General features: G+C 71.1%; 13 protein-coding genes and 1 tRNA gene. 8 read left to right on the top strand and 6 right to left on the bottom strand.

The genetic code is table 11. The features are described from left to right. Positions 1-601 precede the first annotated feature (601 nt). On the bottom strand, positions 602-3178 hold the full coding sequence (locus tag ACFYWY_RS11735; RefSeq protein ID WP_389183476.1) for an ABC transporter permease: 2577 nt from the start codon (positions 3176-3178) through the stop codon (positions 602-604). Further along, on the bottom strand, positions 3175-3963 hold the full coding sequence (locus ACFYWY_RS11730) for an ABC transporter ATP-binding protein (protein ID WP_389183473.1): 789 nt from the start codon (positions 3961-3963) through the stop codon (positions 3175-3177). The genes ACFYWY_RS11735 and ACFYWY_RS11730 overlap by 4 nt, the downstream gene beginning before the upstream one ends. A gap of 394 nt (positions 3964-4357) precedes the next feature. Between ACFYWY_RS11730 and ACFYWY_RS11725 the strand changes: the two genes are divergently transcribed. Further along, a complete protein-coding gene (locus tag ACFYWY_RS11725; protein ID WP_389183470.1) occupies positions 4358-6049 on the top strand; it encodes an MFS transporter in 1692 nt (563 codons plus the stop codon). 634 nt (positions 6050-6683) lie between these two features. Beyond that, positions 6684-6893, top strand: a complete 210-nt coding sequence (locus ACFYWY_RS11720) for a hypothetical protein (RefSeq protein WP_389183467.1) — start codon at positions 6684-6686, stop codon at positions 6891-6893. Between the two features lie 30 nt (positions 6894-6923). Here ACFYWY_RS11720 and ACFYWY_RS11715 read toward each other — a convergent pair whose 3' ends face one another. The 3 genes from ACFYWY_RS11715 to ACFYWY_RS11705 all read right to left on the bottom strand — a co-directional run bounded on the left by ACFYWY_RS11715 (position 6924) and on the right by ACFYWY_RS11705 (position 11979). Beyond that, a complete protein-coding gene (locus ACFYWY_RS11715) occupies positions 6924-7814 on the bottom strand; it encodes a cellulose-binding protein (RefSeq protein ID WP_389183464.1) in 891 nt (296 codons plus the stop codon). A gap of 338 nt (positions 7815-8152) precedes the next feature. Continuing rightward, positions 8153-10957 carry an SUKH-4 family immunity protein gene (locus tag ACFYWY_RS11710; protein ID WP_389183461.1) on the bottom strand — a complete coding sequence of 935 codons (2805 nt, stop codon included), beginning with the start codon at positions 10955-10957 and terminating at the stop codon, positions 8153-8155. Positions 10958-10965: 8 nt separating this feature from the next. Next, positions 10966-11979 carry an SMI1/KNR4 family protein gene (locus ACFYWY_RS11705; RefSeq protein ID WP_389183459.1) on the bottom strand — a complete coding sequence of 338 codons (1014 nt, stop codon included), beginning with the start codon at positions 11977-11979 and terminating at the stop codon, positions 10966-10968. 219 nt (positions 11980-12198) lie between these two features. Between ACFYWY_RS11705 and ACFYWY_RS11700 the strand changes: the two genes are divergently transcribed. Together ACFYWY_RS11700 and ACFYWY_RS11695 are read left to right on the top strand one after the other, a co-directional pair. After that, the gene (locus ACFYWY_RS11700) at positions 12199-12714 is read left to right on the top strand and encodes a YwqJ-related putative deaminase (RefSeq protein ID WP_389183456.1); all 516 of its coding nucleotides are present in this window, start codon (positions 12199-12201) and stop codon (positions 12712-12714) included. A 10-nt stretch (positions 12715-12724) separates the two neighbouring features. Further along, complete coding sequence (locus tag ACFYWY_RS11695; RefSeq protein WP_389183453.1) at positions 12725-13216, top strand: SUKH-3 domain-containing protein; 492 nt, start codon at positions 12725-12727, stop codon at positions 13214-13216. Between the two features lie 147 nt (positions 13217-13363). Here the strand turns inward: ACFYWY_RS11695 and ACFYWY_RS11690 are convergent, their stop codons facing one another. Beyond that, positions 13364-14701, bottom strand: a complete 1338-nt coding sequence (locus ACFYWY_RS11690; protein ID WP_389183451.1) for a sensor histidine kinase — start codon at positions 14699-14701, stop codon at positions 13364-13366. 177 nt (positions 14702-14878) lie between these two features. On the opposite strand from ACFYWY_RS11690, the gene ACFYWY_RS11685 reads away from it, so the two are divergent. The 4 genes from ACFYWY_RS11685 to ACFYWY_RS11670 all read left to right on the top strand — a co-directional run bounded on the left by ACFYWY_RS11685 (position 14879) and on the right by ACFYWY_RS11670 (position 18458). Beyond that, a tRNA-Gln gene (locus ACFYWY_RS11685) sits at positions 14879-14950 on the top strand. Positions 14951-15059: 109 nt separating this feature from the next. Beyond that, a complete protein-coding gene (gene glmU / locus ACFYWY_RS11680; RefSeq protein WP_389183448.1) occupies positions 15060-16508 on the top strand; it encodes a bifunctional UDP-N-acetylglucosamine diphosphorylase/glucosamine-1-phosphate N-acetyltransferase GlmU in 1449 nt (482 codons plus the stop codon). A 109-nt stretch (positions 16509-16617) separates the two neighbouring features. Continuing rightward, a complete protein-coding gene (locus tag ACFYWY_RS11675) occupies positions 16618-17595 on the top strand; it encodes a ribose-phosphate diphosphokinase (RefSeq protein WP_389183446.1) in 978 nt (325 codons plus the stop codon). A gap of 269 nt (positions 17596-17864) precedes the next feature. Continuing rightward, on the top strand, positions 17865-18458 hold the full coding sequence (locus ACFYWY_RS11670; RefSeq protein WP_389183443.1) for a 50S ribosomal protein L25/general stress protein Ctc: 594 nt from the start codon (positions 17865-17867) through the stop codon (positions 18456-18458). The last annotated feature ends 155 nt before the right edge of the window (positions 18459-18613 follow it).

Below are 18613 nucleotides of genomic sequence, written 5' to 3'. Positions count from 1 at the left end.
CGACGCCCCCACGCCGCCCCGGCAGCTCGCCGCCAGCACAGGAAGGCCGGCGCGCGGCGTCTTTGCCCCGCCCAGAAATGCGGGGATGGCGGCCCACGAAAGCGGGCCGGCACCCCCACACCCTGCCAGGCGCCAGCTTCGCGGCACCGGCAAAGCGGGGCCCCAGCCCGCCACGCGGCAGCCACACGCCGCCCCACCCCCACCACACGGCAGCCTCGCGCCAGCCCGGCGGGCCCGCGCCGGTTCGTGCCTCCCGGTGGGGAGGGGCCGTGCAGGGTCGTCCCCGCAGGGGATCGGCGGCCGGACCCAGTGATCAACACGGCCCCCTACACGCCGCCGACCCCGAGGAGTCGAGCCCGGAGGGGCACCGGAACCCGCACGCAGCGGCGCCGGGCAAGCCCGCGGCCCGCGCAACGCACGCCCGCACCGCACGACACCGGGCAAGCCCGCGGCCCGCGCAGCGCAGACCCGCACCCCGCGACGCCGGGCGACCCCGCACCGCGGACCCCCGCACCCCGCGGCCCGCCAAACACCCCGGCCCCGGAATGTTTGGAGGAACACCCCGGGGCCAGGACCCCCTACGGTAACGCGCCGCCGCCCCCTATTCCGTGGCGATCGCGTTCAACACGTTCATCCGGCCCGCCCTGAACGCCGGTACCAGTGCCGCGAACAGACCCACGAACGCCGAGCCCACGAACACCGTCAGGATCGTCGGCCACGGGATCTCCAGGACCCCCAGGCCCTCCAGCGCCAGCAGCTTCTGGGCCGCCGTTCCCCAGCCCATGCCCAGGCCGAGGCCGAGCAGCGCGCCGAAGAGGGCGATGACCACCGACTCCAGGCGGATCATGCGGCGCAGCTGACGGCGCGAGAGGCCGATGGCGCGCATCAGGCCGATCTCCCGGGTCCGCTCGACCACCGACAGGGCCAGGGTGTTCACCACGCCCAGCACCGCGACGATGATCGCGAGCGCCAGCAGGCCGTAGACGATGTTCAGCAGCTGGCCGATCTGGTCCTTCAGGTCCTGCTTGAAGTCGGTCTGGTTCTGCACCTTGTACTGCGGGTACTTGGCGACCGACGCCTTGAGCGCCGCGTAGGCCTCCTTCTCCTTGCCGTCCTCCGCCTTCGCGAACATGATCATGTTCTTGGGCATCCTGTCGGCGGGGACGTACTGCGCGGCGGTCGTGATGTTGGTGTACATCGCGCCCTTGTCGACGTTCCCGTCGTCGGAGGTGATCGCCGCGACCTTCAGCCCGGCCGTCCGGCCGTGCTTGAACGCGACCTTGATCGTGTCGCCGACCTTGACGCCGTGCCTCTTGGCGTAGGTGTCGCCCACCGACATCGCGTTCTTCCCGTACGCCGCCGAGAGCTCCCCCGCGACGGTCTCGCGGCGCAGATCCTGTGCGTACGTCGGGTCGGCGGCGACGATGCCTTCGTCCTCGGTCTTGCCGTCCGGGGTGGTGAGCTTGGCGTCCACGCCCTTGTAGTTGGTGACGTGCTCGATGTGCGGGGCCGACTTCAGCGCCTTCTCGACCTGCGGCATGATCAGCTGGCCCTTGCCCGACTGGACGATGAAGTCCGCGCCGACCGACTTGTCCAACTCGTCCGTCGCCGACGCGACCATCGAGGAGCCGACCACCGACAGGCACGCCACCAGGGCGAGGCCGATCATCAGGGCGGCGCCGGTCGCTCCCGTACGGCGGGGGTTGCGCAGCGCGTTGCGCTCCGCGAGCCGCCCCACCGGGCCGAACATCCGCAGGACGACCGTGCTGATCACCCGGACCACGACGCCCGCGAGCAGCGGACCGATGACCACGAAGCCGATGAGCGAGAGGACCACGCCGAGGCCGAGGAACAGCGAGCCCTCGCTCGCCTTGTCGGCCTGGGTGGAGACCAGCAGCGCGGCGGCACCGGCACCCGTGAGGAGGAGGCCGATCCCGGCCCGGATCCAGCCGGCCCTGCCGTCCGCCGGCGTACCGGCGTCGCGCAGCGCGGCCATCGGGGAGACCTTGCCGGCCCGGCGGGCCGGGACATACGCGGCGACGACGGTGACGACGATGCCGAGGACGAGTCCGACCACCGGGGTGGTCCACTTGACGGTCAGGTCCCTGGTGGACAGCTCCATGCCCATCGAGCCCATCAGCTTCATCAGTCCGACGGCCAGCCCCACGCCGGCGGCGACGCCCGCGATGGATCCGACGATGCCGAGCAGCAGCGCCTCGACGAGCACGGAGCGGTTGACCTGCTTGCGGCTCGAACCGATGGCTCGCATCAGGCCGATCTCGCGGGTGCGCTGGGCGACCAGCATCGAGAAGGTGTTGACGATCAGGAAGATGCCGACGAGGAGGGCGATACCGGCGAAGCCGAGCATCGCGTACTTCATCACGTCGAGGAAAGAGCCTACGTCCTCTCGGTTGGAGTCGGCGGACTCCTTCGCCGTCTGCAGCTTGAACGATCCGTCGAGCGTCGTGGCGACGTTCTGCTTGAGCTGTTCGTCACTCACGCCCTCGGCCGCGGTGACGGAGACATGGGTGAACAGGCCTTCCTTGCCGAGCAGTTCACGCTGCGCGGTGGCGGTGTCGAAGTAGACGACGGCCGCACCCGGGTTGGTGACCTTGAAGGAGGCGATGCCGGTGATCCTGGCGGTGAGGTCGCCGGTGACGGCGATGGTGCGCAGCTCGTCACCGAGCCTCAGGTTGTGCTTCTCGGCGGTGTCTGCGTCGACCATCACCTCGGTGGGGCCGCGGGGTGCGTGGCCGGAGGTGATGTCCATCGACTTGAGTTCATTTTCGGTCCAGTTGCCGGCGATCGTCGGAGCGCCGCTGCTGGAACCCATGTCCTTGTTCTTGGAGTTGACGACGGTCACGCTCATGCTGACGACCGCGCCCTCGGCGGACTTCACGCCGTCGGCCTTCGCCACCTTCTCGACGAGCGAGGCGGGCAGCGACTCGGGCTTGCCGGTCTGCGGGTTCTCGTCGCCGCCGTCGCCCGAGCCCTTGGGGCTGACGGTGACGTCGGACGCGGTCGCGGCGAAGAGCTTGTCGAACGTCGTGTTCATCGTGTCGGTGAAGACGAGCGTCCCCGACACAAAGGCCACCGACAGCAGCACCGCCACGGCCGAGAGCGCCATTCGCCCCTTGTGCGCGAAGAAGTTGCGCATCGAGGTCTTCCATACAGTCACGACGTCCGCCCCCGCGCGTCGAAGTCCTTCATACGGTCGAGTACGGCATCGGCGGTCGGCCGGAACATCTCGTCGACGATCCGGCCGTCGGCGAGATAGAGGACCCGGTCCGCGTACGAGGCGGCCACCGGGTCGTGCGTGACCATCACGATGGTCTGGCCCAGCTCGTCGACCGAGCGGCGCAGGAAGCCCAGCACCTCTGCGCCCGCGCGGGAGTCGAGGTTTCCGGTCGGCTCGTCGCCGAAGATGATCTCGGGCTGGGCGGCGAGCGCCCTGGCCACGGCGACGCGCTGCTGCTGGCCGCCGGAGAGCTGGGTGGGCCGGTGCTTGAGGCGGTCGATGAGACCGACCGTCTCGACGACCCGGTTCAGCCAGGCGGCGTCCGGCTTGCGGCCGGCGATGTCCATGGGAAGCGTGATGTTCTCCAGGGCGTTGAGCGTCGGCAGCAGGTTGAAGGCCTGGAAGATGAAGCCGATCCGGTCCCGGCGCAGCTGCGTGAGCTTCTTGTCCTTGAGCTTGGTGATCTCGGTCTCGTCGAGGTAGATCTCGCCCGACGTGACGGTGTCGAGACCGGCCAGGCAGTGCATCAGAGTCGACTTGCCGGACCCCGACGGGCCCATGATCGCGGTGAACTGCCCGCGGGCGATGTCGACGTCGACATGGTCGAGCGCGACGACACGGGTCTCCCCGGAGCCGTACGCCTTGACGACCTGCCGCCCTCGCGCGGCGACGGCCGTACGCCCTCCGGTGTCCCCGTGCCGAGGAATGGTCACAGCCGTTGTCACGGTATGTCTCCTAATTCGGTGATGAGTTGGTGTCGCCGCGTACGCTCCGAGAGCGCATCGAGTACGGATGCGAATGCGGAGGCGAGTACGGATTGAAGTCTGTCGGCGGAAGCGGTCCGGCGCGCTGGTGCGCAGCGCAGTCTTGAACCGGGGGTTTTCCCCACCCCCCGGTGGTGCGGGCCTCAGCTGCGGCCGTAAGACCAAGCTAAGGATTGATCCCCACCACCTCGTCGTCCCCCGGGACGAACCACTCCTGGCCGTCAGTAAGGAGAAGCCCCTAGGGGGACTCCACCTCGAGGTGGACCGGCACGGGTCGAGCCTGCACCCTCCCGCTGCGTGAGGCTCAAGTGAGAGGCTGTCCCGGGAAATACGTGCAGGGGGAAAGGATTCAGGGGTGAGCGCCACAGGCGGCGGTACGGGCAGCAGTACGGGCAGCACCGGCGCCGACGGCGAGATATCCGGGGCGCCGAGCGGATCGGCGAGCGCGCCGTCCGCGGCGTCGGAGGCGACCGAGTCACCGGAAGCTGCCGCGGCAACCGACGCACCGGAGGCAACCGCGGAGCCCGCGGCACCGAAAGCCTCCGAGGCGACCGCAGCAAACGCGGCAACCGCGGCAACCGCCGTCCCGCGACCCGGCCGCCGCGGCCCCGTCGTCGCCGCCCTGATGCTCGGCATGGCGCTCGCCGCGCTGGACGGCACCATCGTCTCCACCGCCGTACCGCAGATCGTCGGCGACCTCGGCGGCTTCTCGGTCTTCTCCTGGCTCTTCTCCGGCTATCTGCTCGCCGTCACCGTCTCCCTCCCCGTCTACGGGAAACTCTCCGACACCTTCGGCCGCAAACCGGTACTGATCGCCGGCATCATCCTCTTCCTCGCCGGCTCGCTGCTGTGCGCCGCCGCCTGGAACATGGCCTCACTGATCGCCTTCCGCGTGGTGCAGGGCCTGGGCGGCGGGGCGCTCCAGGGCACGGTGCAGACCATCGCCGCCGACCTCTACCCGCTCAAGGAACGCCCCAAGATCCAGGCGAAGTTGTCGACGGTGTGGGCGGTCTCTGCGGTGTCGGGGCCGGCGATCGGCGGGCTGCTCGCCGGGTACGCCGACTGGCGCTGGATCTTCCTGATCAATCTGCCGGTCGGGGCGGTGGCGCTGTGGCTGGTCGCCCGCCATCTCACCGAGCCCGTACGGGAACGCGGACCTCGCCCCCGTATCGACTGGCCCGGCGCACTGGCCGTCTTCCTCACCGGCAGCCTGCTGCTCTTCGCGCTCGTGCAGGGCGGCATCGCCTGGCCGTGGCTCTCCACCCCGTCGCTCGCGCTGCTCGGCGGCAGCGCGGTCCTCCTCGCGGTGACCGTCGTAATCGAACGGCGGGCCGCCGAGCCGATCATCCCCGGCTGGGTCTGGCGCCGCCGCACGATCGCCGCGGTCAATCTGGCGCTCGGCGCGCTGGGCCTGCTCATGGTGGCCCCGACCGTCTTCCTCCCGACGTACGCACAGTCGGTGCTCGGCCTCGGGCCGATCGCCGCGGGATTCGTACTCTCCGTCATGACACTGAGCTGGCCGATCTCAGCGGCACTGTCGAACCGGGTCTACACACGGATCGGTTTCCGGCTCACCGCGATCGTCGGGATCACGCTCGCGATGCTGATCCTGCTGGCTTTCCCGCTGCTCCCCCACCCCGCCGAACCCTGGCAGCCCGCGTTGATCATGCTGCTCCTCGGCGCGGCGCTGGGACTCTTCCAACTCCCGCTGATCGTCGGCGTCCAGTCGACGGTCCCCTGGGCGGAGAGGGGTACGACAACGGCGTCCGTCCTCTTCTGCCGTCAGGTCGGCCAGAGCGTGGGCGCGGCCCTCTTCGGGGCGATCGCGAACGGAGTGCTGGCTGCCCGCCTCGGCGGCGGCGACCTCGACTCGGTGGCGCACACGCTCGCGACGGACGCGTCGGCGGACAACCTGCGGCGCGCGGTGAACGCGGCGGTGGACTACGTGTACATGGGCGCGGCAGCGGCAGCCGGAGTCGCCCTGCTGGTACTGGTGTTCGTCGCCCCCCGCCGCTTCCCGGTCATCGCCGACCAGCCCGAGAAGTAGCCACCGCGTGCGTGCTTCAGGCGTGAAGGAGGATCGGAACAGGGAACTCGAGAAGCAGGGCGAGTAGCGCAATTTCGCGGCCGAGGCCGTCATCGGGACAGCCGCAGGCGTGGGCGCGGCCGTTGTCGTTCCCACCGGTGCCGCCGCGGCCATCGCCGTCCCCCTTGCCTTCGAAGTGGTTGGCGGCGCTGCGGAACCCAGTTTGCGACCCAGACGATCGACTGGCTCAAGGAGAACGAGTTCGACAACACCGACGAGTCGCTCGAGGGCATCGCCAAGGCGAGGGACGAGGGCGAGCGCAACGCGATGACTCCGCTAATGAATTGGGCGGAGCAGCACGGCATGTCCAGCGATGAGATATGGGATCTGTCGATCGAAGCGGAGAAGGAACACCAGGCCGGCGGGGCTCGCAGTGACACCGACAACGCCCGAGGATACTGATGTTGAAGTCCGTCCGATTGCCCGTCCTGGCGCTCTTGCTGCTGGGAATGGCTGCATGCACCGCCGACAAGAGCGAGGACTCTGCAGCCGCCGAGCAGGCCACCTGCAGGGAACTCCTGGGCAGCGCCGGCATGAACTGGCTGGAAGAACGTACGGGAGGCCCGGGGAAGGCCCGTATGAGGTCCGATACTTCGTGTTCATCAAGTGCAAGATCCCCGGCACGCCCGCGAAGCAGGAGAGCGGCGTACCGATCGAGGGATCGATGTCGGACACCCTCACGGGGGACACGAGCGCCCGCACCCACTTCACCCACCTGCCGCACTCCGCCCGGGTCGTGGCCAAGTCCTTCGGCTGCCAGAACAAGCCCGTCGTCCCGTTCGAGCCGCCCGCCTCGGTGAAATAACAAGCCCCGCGCCATCGGCGGAGGGCCCCCTCAGCCCTCCGCCGCCGCACGGCCCGTCAGGGTCGCCAGGCTGTTGCTGATGTGCGCCATGTGCGCCTCCATCTCCTCGCGGGACTCCTCGTGCTCCCGCAGCAGCCGTTCCGTCTCGCGCGCGATCCGCTCCGCGCACGCCCGGGCCTCGGCGAGCAGCTCGGCGGCCCGGGCCTCCGCGTCCTCCTGACCGTGGCGGGTGTACTCCTCCGACTCGGCGAAGACGCACTTGGCCTCCGAGAGACTGGCCTTCGCGTAGTCGGCGAGTTCGGCCTGGCGCGCGTCCAACTCGGCCTCGCGGTCCGCAAGTTCGCGCTCCAACGTCTCCCAGCGGCCGGCCTGCTCCGTCTCCAGGTCGGCCAGCATGGTCTCGGTGCGCAGGCGCATCTCCTTCCACGCGGCAACCGCCTCGACGCGCCGCTCCTTGACCTCGCGGCGGGCCTCGATGCGGGTCTCGTCCGCCGTGGCCTGCGCGGCAAGGAGGATCTGCTGGGCCCGCGCCTCGCCGTCCGCCCGTACCGAATCGGCATGCTCGCGGGCCGCGTCGCGCGTCCGGCGGGCGGCCGCGTCGGACGCCTCGATCACGGCCTGCGCCTCGTCCTGGGACGTGGCTCGCAGCTCCTCGGACTCCTCAACGGCCAGCGCCAGCAGGTACTCGGCGCGCCGGCCGAGTGTCTCGTACGTCGGCGGGGCGAGCGCCGCGACCCTCTCGCGCAGGACTGCCGCCTCCGCCTCCATCTCTCTGGCGAGGACGGTGAGGCGCGCGGCGCGTTCCCAGGCGTCGTCGCGGTCCTGGGACAGGGAGGTGACGTAGGCGTCGGTCTTCTTCAGCGGGTAGCCACGGCCACGTACGGTGGCGAAGCCGTGAGGTGACATCGATGCAGCACTCATCTTCAAGCCTCTCTCCGACACACAACGTGATTGACTCATATCCTCCTGGATCCAGGTGAAGCGCTCAAAACGCAACACTCCACCCATGCGCACCGGTCAAGGACGCGCCACTTTGCGAAAGAAGTCGGAATCGGGGGAAACAGCGGGGGGGGGGGGGGGGGGGGGGGGGGGGGGGGGGGGCCCGCCCCCGCCCCCCCCCCCCCCCCCCCGCCCCCGCCCCCCCCCCCCCCCCGAGAAAAAACTCTCCCCCCGGGGGCCCCCCGGGGGGGCCCCGGGGGGGGGGGGCCGCCCCCCCCGCCCCGGTGACTCGCCACGTACGGCGTTTCAGAGTTGCGGCGTTACAGCAGTCCGTCCCACATCTGCTCGAGCAGCACCGACCACCAGCCCTCCGGCGACGCCAGCGCCGCCGGGTCCAGCGCGGCGAGCTGTGCCTGGAAGTCGACCGTCCAGCGGCCGGCCTGCTCCGGGTTGAGCCCAAAGCGCAGCCGCCACATCCGGCCGAGCAGCGCCAGGCAGCGGGTGAATTCCGGCAGCCCGCTGTTCACGAACTGCGGCGCCACCGGCTGACCGCCCGGGCCCGCCTCCACCGGCACCGCCACGATGTGCGCCGTCCCGTACTGGACGCAGATCGCCCGGCCGAAGTCGCTGCCCACCACGAGGTACGAACCCGCGTCGGAGGCGGGCTGGATCTGCCGCTGTGCCGCGAGCTCCGCAAGCGTCGGGACGACCGGCTGGGCCGGCTGCGCCCAGAAGAACGGGTTGAAGTCGCCCGGCAGCCCCGCCCACACCAGCGTGGCCGCGACGATCTCCGGCACACCCTGACGCGAAACGGCCCGCTGGTCGAACCGGCAGATGCCCTGCGGTCCGAACGCGCCCACCAGCTCCTGCGCGATCCCCTCCGGGGGGATCGGCGGGGCCGGCGCCACCTGCGGCAGCGGCGCCCGCACCGGCGCGGGGCGCGCCGGGCCGGCCGCGACCTGGTGCAACTCGCCCTGGTGAGTGAGCAGATGCTGCATGCCCTGCTGCCGGCTGGCGTGATCCCTGCCGTACGGAGCGACAGACGTGATCCGCACCTGCGGCCAGGTCTCCCGGATCATCCGGGCGCAGTAGCCGCCGGGCAGCTCGCACGACTCCAGCTCGGTGTGCAGCTCCAGCACCTGCTGCGGCGGCACGTTCATGGCGCGCAGCTCATGCAGGATCTGCCACTCCGGGTGCGGAGTGCCGGGCGCCGAGCGGCGGATCACCTGGGCCTCGGAGCCGTCGGGCGCGCGGTAGCGCAGCACGGCCTGGTAGCCGGGGCCGACGGTGGGCATGCCGGTCGGCTGCGGCGGATAGCCGTACGCGGGCGGCTGACCGCCGTGCGGCGGCTGCGGCGCATGCGGTACGGGGCCGGGCGGCGGGCCGGCAGGCGCACCGGGCGGGCCGGGCGGCTGGGGCGCACCGGGGCCCGTCTGGGCGGGTCCGGCGAGCATCGTCGCGGCATGGTGCACGCCACCACCGGGCGGAGCAGGGGGCGTCGGCGCACCAGGCGGACCAGGAGGCTGCGGAGCCCCAGGCGCACCCGGTGTACCCGGAGCGCCCGGCGGCTGCGGCGCACCGGGGCCCGTCTGGGCGGGTCCGGCGAGCATCGTCGCGGCATGGTGCACGCCACCACCGGGCGGACCGGGAGGCGTCGGCGCACCAGGCGGACCAGGAGGCTGCGGAGCCCCAGGCGCACCCGGAGCGCCCGGCGGACCGGGCGGCTGCGGCGCACCGGGGCCGCCCATCTGGCTCGGGTCCGCCAGCATCGTCGCGGCATGGTGCGCGCCACCACCGGGCGGACCGGGGGGCGTCGGCGCACCGGGCGGACCGGGAGGCGTCGGCGCACCGGGCGGCTGCGGCCCCTCCGGACCCAGCTGCGGGACGAGCTGCGTCGGCAGATAGCCGGCCGCCGGAGCACCGGGAGCACCCGGCCCCGACGGAGGCGGCGTCGCGCCCGGCCGCGCGCCCGGAGCGCCGGGAGCGCCGGGCGGCGGCGGAGTCGTCGGACCGCTTCCGCGCGAGCCTCGCGGCGGCAGGACCGCCTTGCTCGTCGCCGCGTCGGCGATGTCGCTCGCACCCAGACCGGAAGGTCCCGCGGGCGGCCGGTTCAGGGCCGGGGCGACCGCGGTCCGCGGCAACTGGCTGCCGCCCGACATCAGGGCGGTCGGCGCATCCGCACCCACCGCGGGCGGCGGGGTGTCATCGTCGTCGGTACCGGAGATCGGCGGCGCGAACACCGTGGCCGGCAGCGGCACGGACGCGTCGTCCGACCCGGCGTCGCTGGTGTCCGTCCACGCGCCGGCCCCGGACGGCGTGGCCGGCACACCGTCGGATGCCGTCGGCTCGTAGTCGCCGCCACCGGCGCTGGGCCACAGCGACCCGCCGCCCCCCGAGGACCCGGCCTCGGGCCACGCCGACCCGGCGGCGGACGAACTCCCGCCCGCCTGCGACGCGTTGGGGCCGGTGGCACCCGAAGCGGCAGCGGGGGCCGACCAGTCGGCCCCGGTCGACGGCGCGCCCGCGCCCACACCCGCCGGTTCCGGCGAACCCGAACCCGAACCCGAACCGAGGTCCGAAGCCGAGCCCAGGTCCGAACCCGAACCCGAACCAGAACCGAGGTCCGAAGCCGAGCCCAGGTCCGAACCCGAACCCGAACCAGAACCCGAGCCAGAACCCGAAGCCAGATCCGAAGCCGAAGCCGAACCCGAGCCCGAAGCCGCCGCGCCGGACGCAGGCGACCGCCGGTCCGGGATCCCCAGCTTGTCCGCCGCCTCCTGGAGCCACTCCGGCGGACTCAGCAGGAACGACGTCTGATTCAGGTCGATGCGCTGCGGCGGCTCGGGCGCGACAGCGGCCTCCTCCTGGATCCCGTACTCCTCCTCGTACCGGCGGATCACCTCACCCACCGGCAGCCCCGGCCACAGCGTCGCCTCACCGCTGTCGCGGGCGATCACCAGCCGCTGCTGCCCGCCGTCGGAACGGACGCCGCCCTCACGGTCCTCCGCCCAGACCACGAAGCCCAGCTCGAACTCCCGCACCCGCACCTCACGGTGCTGATACGCGGCCACATCGCCGTTGACCCACTCTTCCGCGCGCTCCTGCGCCTGCGCGAAGGTCACCATCGGGACCGTCACCCCTCGTCCGAGATCGGGACGGCGTACGCGAAGCCGCCGTCCACCATCAGGTTCGCCACGGTCTCCAGTTCCGGCGGATTGCCCGCCAGGCGCTGCAGAAAACCGTCGAAGTCGTCGCCGCACGGCAGCAGCAGCCGCTCCACGCGCTCCTGCACGTTCCAGCCGTCCTGGTCCCGTGCGTCGTCGTACGCGCAGAACCACACCGAGCCGATCGCAGAGCCCTTGACCTTCACGGCCAGGATCCCGCCCTGGACGAACGCGACGCCCAGGTAGTCCTTGGTCAGGTGGTCCCGCAGGCACTTGTTGACGTACACCAGGTCATTGACCCCGGCCTCGTCCCGCACCGTGAAGAACGGCTGGTCGACCAGCAGCCCCAACTCGGCGTCGAGCGCCGCCCCGACCGGGGCGCAGCCGCCCGCCGCCTTGAGGAACGTGCGGTAGGCGCCCGGCAGGCGGTAACCCAAGTCCTCCTCGACGCCGAGCAGTTGTTGCTCCGTCACCGACACGGCGCCCTTGGGCAGGCCGAAGTGCGCGGGCCGGGTCTCCTGCAGCGGCCGGGTGCCCCGCTTGCTCTGGTCCACCGGCGTCGTCGCCAGGCCGCCGTGATGCCGCAGCAGCGCCTTCACCTCGACCGGGACCAGCTCGAGACGGCGGGTGCCCGGCACGTGGTGCCAGGTCCAGCCGTGCGGCGTGGCCACCGCGGGAATCGTGTCCCACAGCGGATGGCCGTCGGCGTGCAACGCCGCATTCGCCGATACGTAGTCGGTGAGCCGCAGTTCGTCGACGCCGAAGCCCTCCGGGGGTTCGGCAATCTGCGCGGCGGCACGCGCGTACGGCGAAAAGACCGGAAAGCCGTTCTCGTCCACGCGCACACCTCTGGGGTGGCGGGAGGCCCGGACCGGGTCCGGGAAGTTCACGACCTGCCCGGCGTAGGCCGCGTTCGGTGGCGCGGTTCGTCCCACGGCCCGGGGGCCGGGAGGTGCCCCCAGCCCTTGCCGACCTGTCGTCATGGCGGTATGCCCCCTGCTGCGTTCCGGCTGGTTCAGGACAGCCTATGCGGTGGTGCAACAGGGAGAACCGACGCTCCGGTTCCGTCACCAACAGTCACAAACAAGTGACCGTTTGCCGACGGGTCGACACGTTTCAGTGCCCCAGCTTCCGCACGCCCCGGCCCATTTGGCAGGCTGTCCCGCAACTCGGGGGAGTGCAGGGGAGGGAACGACAGCACCATGCACACAGCGCAACCAAGTACGTCCGGCACATCAGGTGATCCACGCCTCAGTTGGAGCAGCACCGAGGCCCACCGCCCGCCCGTCCTGAACCACCGCCGCGACGGCATCCTGCCCACCGTCGCCGCTGCCCTCTCCGTTCGCGGTGAGACTCTCACCTGCACCGCGGGAAAGGGCGACCAGCCGCCCGTACTTCACGCGCTCGTACAGGATTTCCTCGATACCCTCACCAGCGGCCAGCGTGAACGCTTCACCGGCCGCTGCCCCGAGGCGATCCTGCTCTCACGCCATCTCACGGCCGCCGAGTCGCAGCGCTCGAAGCGGGCCCAGCGCAAGCCGCTGACCCACAGCGAGGCGCGGCGCGCACTGAAACAGGCGAAACTGACCGCACGCCGCATCCGCGAGGACGGCGACCCGCTGCACGGCAGCTACGCACCGCCCTGCCGTTCCTGTACGGCGATGCTCGACCACTTCGGGGTACGCCCCGTCGCCCCGACCGCACCCGAGAACGGCTGAACCCGCACCGATGCCCGACCACCTCAGCACCACCCGGTTCCCGGTCGCGGTCGACGCCGCCCTGCGCGAGGCGGGCTGGCAGCCCGGCCGCTGGGACATAAAGCTGGCCGAGCACTGGGCGGACACGCTGCGCGCGTACGCCTCGCCGGCCGACCACCGGCACTCGGTGTTCCCGGCGGCCGTCGAGGCCTGGGCGGAATTCGGCGGACTGCGCGTCACGGCCCCCGGCCCCGGCCGGCAGACGGCCCCCACGCCCGTGCACTTCGACCCGCTGGCGGGGCTCCACCTCGCCCGCACGCTCGCCGATCTGGGGCGCACGCTGGACACCGAGATCTCCCCGCTCGGGGAGGAGGGCGACAGCCAGGCGCTGCTGGCCATGGACGTCGAGGGCCGGGTCTACAGCCTCGACCACACCGGCGACTGGTACCTCGGCCCGGACATCGACCGGGCGCTCGCCACGCTGGTCACGGGCGTCCAGCCGGCCCGCCTCACGCTCGGCTGAGCCCGGGGCTTGCCGGAGCCGACGGGAGGAACCCGGCCCGACCGGGGCTTACCGAGGCGGGCGGGAGGAACCCGGACGTCCCACCCGGGCTACCGGGACCGACGAAAGGGGCCGCGCCCGACCGGGACCTTTCCGTATCAGTACGGGTCAGAGCTGCCGCTCGCCGTACCCGTCCCGGTCCGGCAGCACCGCCGACACCCGGAAGCCGCCCACGTCGGTCGGCCCGGACACGAACACCCCGCCCAGCGCGAGCACCCGCTCCCGCATCCCCACCAGGCCGTTGCCGCCGCTCGGCAGCCGCGCGGCCGTCGGCCCACCGTCGGCGTCCGGAGCGCCGTTCTCCACCTGTACGGCGACCTCGGACTCGCGGTGGCCGAGCCGCACCATCACCTTCGCGCCGGCCGCGTGCTTGTGGACGTTCGTCAGAGCTTCCTGAACCACGCGGTACGCGGTCTGCTCGACCTCCGGCGCGTACTCCAGCGCCTCGCCCTGGACCACGATCTCGACCACCATCCCCGCCTGCCGGGACTGACCGATCAGACCCTCCAGGTCGGCGAGACACGGTCCGTCCTCGGCTGCGGCAGCCGCGGCGGCGGCCGCGGCGACCCCCACCGCCGCCAGCGGCACCGGCTTCGCGGCCCGCTGCTCGTCGTCGCCCGCCCGCAGCACGCCGAGCATCTCGCGCAGCTCGGTCAGGGCCTGCCGGCCCATGTCCCCCACCAGCGCGGCGTTCTTCACGGCCTTCTGCGGATCCTTGAGCGCCACCGCCTGCAGCGCGGCCGAGTGCACGACCATCAGGCTCACCCGGTGCGCCACGACGTCGTGCATCTCCCGCGCGATCCGGGTCCGCTCCTCCGTACGCGCCCACTGGGCCCGCTGCTCGGCCCGGTCGGCCAGCAGCGACAGCTCCTGCTCCAGGCTGTCCGCGCGCTCCCGCAGACTCTCCATCAGCCGGCGTCTGGCCCCTATGTAGAGACCGAGGAGCACCGGCGGCGCGGTCAGGCCGAGCGACATGAAGCCCGCCATCGTCGGTACGTACCAGGAGCCGGGCGCCGGATCGAAGTCCGCGGACTGCACCTCCTGGCGTACCCGCACGAACGACACGATCAGCGTCGCGGCCAGCGACATCCCGGCGAGGGTCGCGGTGATCCGGCGCGGCACATCGGACGCGGCGAGCGTGTAGAGCCCGACGACGCCCATCAAAAAGCCCATCTCGGCGGGCGTGGTCGCGATCGACACCAGCACCACGGCGATCGGCCACCGCCGCCGCAGCACCAGCACGGACCCGACGACCAGCCCGAAAAGCACCCCGACGGGCACGGGAATCACGGCCTGATCCGCGAACCCCACACCCTCCAGAGCGCACTCGAATGCGGAGGCGATCGCGAGCCCCACGTCCAACGCGACACTGCGCCGCCGCCTCCACCACAGCCAGCTACGGGCGGTCGTGCCCGTGCCGTCCTGGCGTTCCCCCGTTGTGGTCATGCCCTCCAGCCTAAGGGCGGGCGCGAGTCCTTTTCCGGGGAGTGCGGGGCGGCTTTTTCGGCGAGTGCGGGGCAGCTTGGGGACAAGTACCGTCGCACCGAGTGCGGGTGGTACGGCATAGTGTGGGGTGCCCAGTCGACGCCCCGGGGGTAATGTCCGGAATGATCGACTCAGCTATCCCCTGTGGTGTAATTGGCAGCACAGTGGCTTTTGGTGCCATTAGTCCGGGTTCGAGTCCTGGCGGGGGAGCCTCTTTCATCGGGTTCTGACTTTCACGGTCAGGACCCACCCTTATTTCACTCCCGAAACCCCCCGGTATCCTTCGGATGTCCACCACCCGAAGCCGAAGGGCATTCCCGTGAGCGCCAACCGCCCGGCAGCCGTCGTCGTCCTCGCAGCGGGTGAGGGCACCCGCATGAAGTCGAAGACCCCCAAGGTCCTGCACGAAATCTGCGGGCGCTCGCTCGTCGGACATGTCGTCTCCGCCGCGCGCGAGCTGGACCCCGAGCACCTCGTCGTCGTCGTCGGCCATGCGAGTGAGCAGGTCAAGGGGCACCTTGCCGAGCAGTACGCCGGCACCCGCACCGCCTACCAGGCCGAGCAGAACGGCACCGGGCACGCCGTCCGGATGGCCCTCGAAGAGCTCGGGCAGACCCCCGAGGGAACCGTCGTCGTCGTGTGCGGCGACACTCCCCTGCTCTCCGGCGAGACGCTCACCGCGCTCGCCGCGACGCACGCCGCCGACGGCAACGCCGTCACCGTGCTGACCGCCGAGGTGCCCGACTCCACCGGCTACGGCCGGATCGTGCGGGACAGCGTCACCGGCGCCGTCACCGCGATCGTCGAGCACAAGGACGCCACCGAGGACCAGCGCGCGATCCGGGAGATCAACTCCGGGGTCTTCGCCTTCGACGGCCAGCTGCTCGCCGACGCGCTCGGCAAGGTGCGTACGGACAACAGCCAGGGCGAGGAGTACCTCACCGATGTCCTCGGCATCCTGCGCGAGGCCGGTCACCGGGTCGGCGCGTCCGTCGCCGGCGACCACCGGGAGATCCTGGGCATCAACAACCGCGTACAGCTGGCCGAGGCGCGCAAGCTGCTCAACGAGCGCCTGCTGGAGCGGGCGATGATGGCCGGTGTCACGGTCGTCGACCCGGCGTCGGTGCTCGTGGATGTGATGGTGACGTTCGAGCCGGACGCGATCGTGCACCCCGGGACGCAGCTGCTGGGCGCGACCCATCTCGCCGAGGGCGCCGAGGTCGGCCCCAACTCGCGGCTGAAGGACACCACGGTCGGCGCGGGCGCGCGGGTGGACAACACGGTGGCGGACAGCGCGGAGATCGGGGAGTCGGCGTCGGTCGGCCCGTACGCGTATCTGCGTCCCGGCACCCGGCTCGGCCTGAAGGCCAAGGCCGGTACGTACGTGGAGATGAAGAACGCCACGATCGGCGAGGGCACGAAGGTGCCGCATCTCTCCTACGTCGGCGACGCGACGATCGGCGAGTACACGAACATCGGCGCCGCGAGCGTGTTCGTGAACTACGACGGCGAGACCAAGCACCACACCACGATCGGCTCGCACTGCAAGACCGGCTCGGACAACATGTTTGTGGCTCCCGTCACGATCGGGGACGGCGCGTACACCGCGGCGGGCTCGGTCATCACCAAGGACGTACCGGCCGGTTCGCTGGCCGTCGCGCGCGGCCAGCAGCGGAATATCGAGGGCTGGGTGGCTCGCAAGCGCCCCGGAAGCGCCGCCGCTCAGGCGGCCCAGGTGGCAACGGAACCGGTCGACGACGGGAACTGACCGGAAACAGGTGCGTCGTTCTCGGCGTACCGTGATACGTGCACGCAAATTCGGCTGGCTCACGCTCAGTACGCCCGTGGCCAGAGAACACGTCTGAGGAGACAGTGCTGTGACCGGGATCAAGACGACCGGCGAGAAGAAGCTGATGCTCTTCTCCGGCCGCGCCCACCCCGAGCTGGCCGAGGAGGTCGCACACCAGTTGGGTGTCGGCCTGGTGCCGACGAAGGCCTTCGACTTCGCGAACGGCGAGATCTACGTCCGCTTCCAGGAGTCGGCCCGCGGTGCGGACTGCTTCCTGATGCAGAGCCACACGGCTCCCATCAATAAGTGGATCATGGAGCAGCTGATCATGATCGACGCTCTGAAGCGGGCCTCCGCCCGGAGCACCACCGTGATCATCCCGTCGTACGGCTACGCCCGTCAGGACAAGAAGCACCGTGGCCGCGAGCCGATCTCGGCCCGGCTGATCGCCGACCTGCTGAAGACCGCGGGCGCCGACCGCATCCTCACGGTCGACCTGCACACCGACCAGATCCAGGGCTTCTTCGACGGCCCGGTGGACCATCTCTCCGCGCTTCCGGTGCTCGCCGACTACGTGGGCGCGAAGGTGGACCGCAACAAGCTCACCGTCGTCTCCCCCGACGCCGGCCGGGTACGCGTCGCCGACCGCTGGTGCGACCGGCTCGACGCCCCGCTGGCGATCGTCCACAAGCGCCGCGACAAGGACGTCGCCAACCAGGTGACCGTCCACGAGGTCGTGGGCGAGGTCAAGGGCCGCGTCTGCATCCTCGTCGACGACATGATCGACACCGGTGGCACGATCTGCGCCGCCGCCGACGCGCTGTTCGCGCACGGCGCGGAGGACGTGATCGTGACGGCGACGCACGGCATCCTCTCCGGTCCGGCCGCGGACCGTCTGAAGAACTCCAAGGTGAGCGAGTTCGTGTTCACGAACACGCTGCCCGACCCGGGCGACCTGGAGCTCGACAAGATCACGGTGCTGTCGATCGCGCCGACGATCGCGCGTGCGGTGCGTGAGGTGTTCGAGGACGGTTCGGTGACGAGCCTCTTCGAGGAGCAGGGCTGAGAAACGTACGGAGACAGGGCCGTTCCCGCTGGGAGCGGCCCTTTCTCATGCCCTTTCTCATGCCCTGCCGGGTGGCCTCCTCGCGCCCGGCCCGGGGCCTCTTGATCGAATTGGGTGGCTGCGGGGACTCCGAGTAGACTGTCGAAGTTGCTCGGCGAGGGAGGCCGCACTTTCGGTGCGGCGGTCCGTTATCGACGCGCTCTTCGTAGCAGGCCTGTCGTGGCCGGGTGACCGCCACCAGAGTTTTTTCTGCAATACGAGGAGTGCACATGTCCGAGGTGAAGCTCGCCGCCGAGATCCGTTCCGAGTTCGGCAAGGGTGCGGCTCGTCGTGTCCGCCGCGAGAACAAGGTTCCCGGCGTTCTCTACGGTCACGGTTCCGACCCGATCCACATCACGCTGCCGGGCCACGAGCTGCTGCTCGCCCTGCGTACCTCCAACGTTCTGCTCGCCGTGGACATCGACGGCAAGACCGAGCTGGCCATCCCGAAGGCCGTCCAGCGCGACGCGATCAAGGGCTTCCTCGAGCACGTCGACCTGCTCATCGTGAAGCGCGGCGAGAAGGTCAACGTCGAGATCCCCGTGCACACCGAGGGCGAGCTGGCCCCGGGTGCGTACCTGGTCGAGCACGTGCTGAACGCCCTGCCGGTCGAGGCCGAGGCCACGCACATCCCCGAGTCCGTCACGGTCTCCATCGCGGGCCTCGCGGCCGGTGACTCCATCCTCGCCAAGGACGTGCCGCTGCCGTCCGGCACGACCCTGGCCGTCGAGGACGACACCGTCGTCCTGCAGGTCCTGGCCGCGCAGGCCGAGGAGCCGAGCGCCGAGGCCGAGGGCGAGGGCGAAGAGGCCGCGGAGGCCTGAGCCGTAAGCTCTGCATGAGCTTGGCTTGACGGGGTGGGGGGGGGGGGGGCCCCCCCCCCCCGCCCGCGCGCAGCGCCCCCCCCCCCCCAAAAACACCACCAGAGCCACGCCCAAGTTCCAAGCGAGACCACCCCACCCCCAAAAGAGCCGACGCC

The sequence above is a fragment of the Streptomyces sp. NPDC002870 genome (assembly GCF_042888505.1).
Lineage (GTDB): Bacteria > Actinomycetota > Actinomycetes > Streptomycetales > Streptomycetaceae > Streptomyces.
Note: the sequence above shows the minus strand (reverse complement) of the source record. Positions and strands in the feature narration are given on the sequence as shown.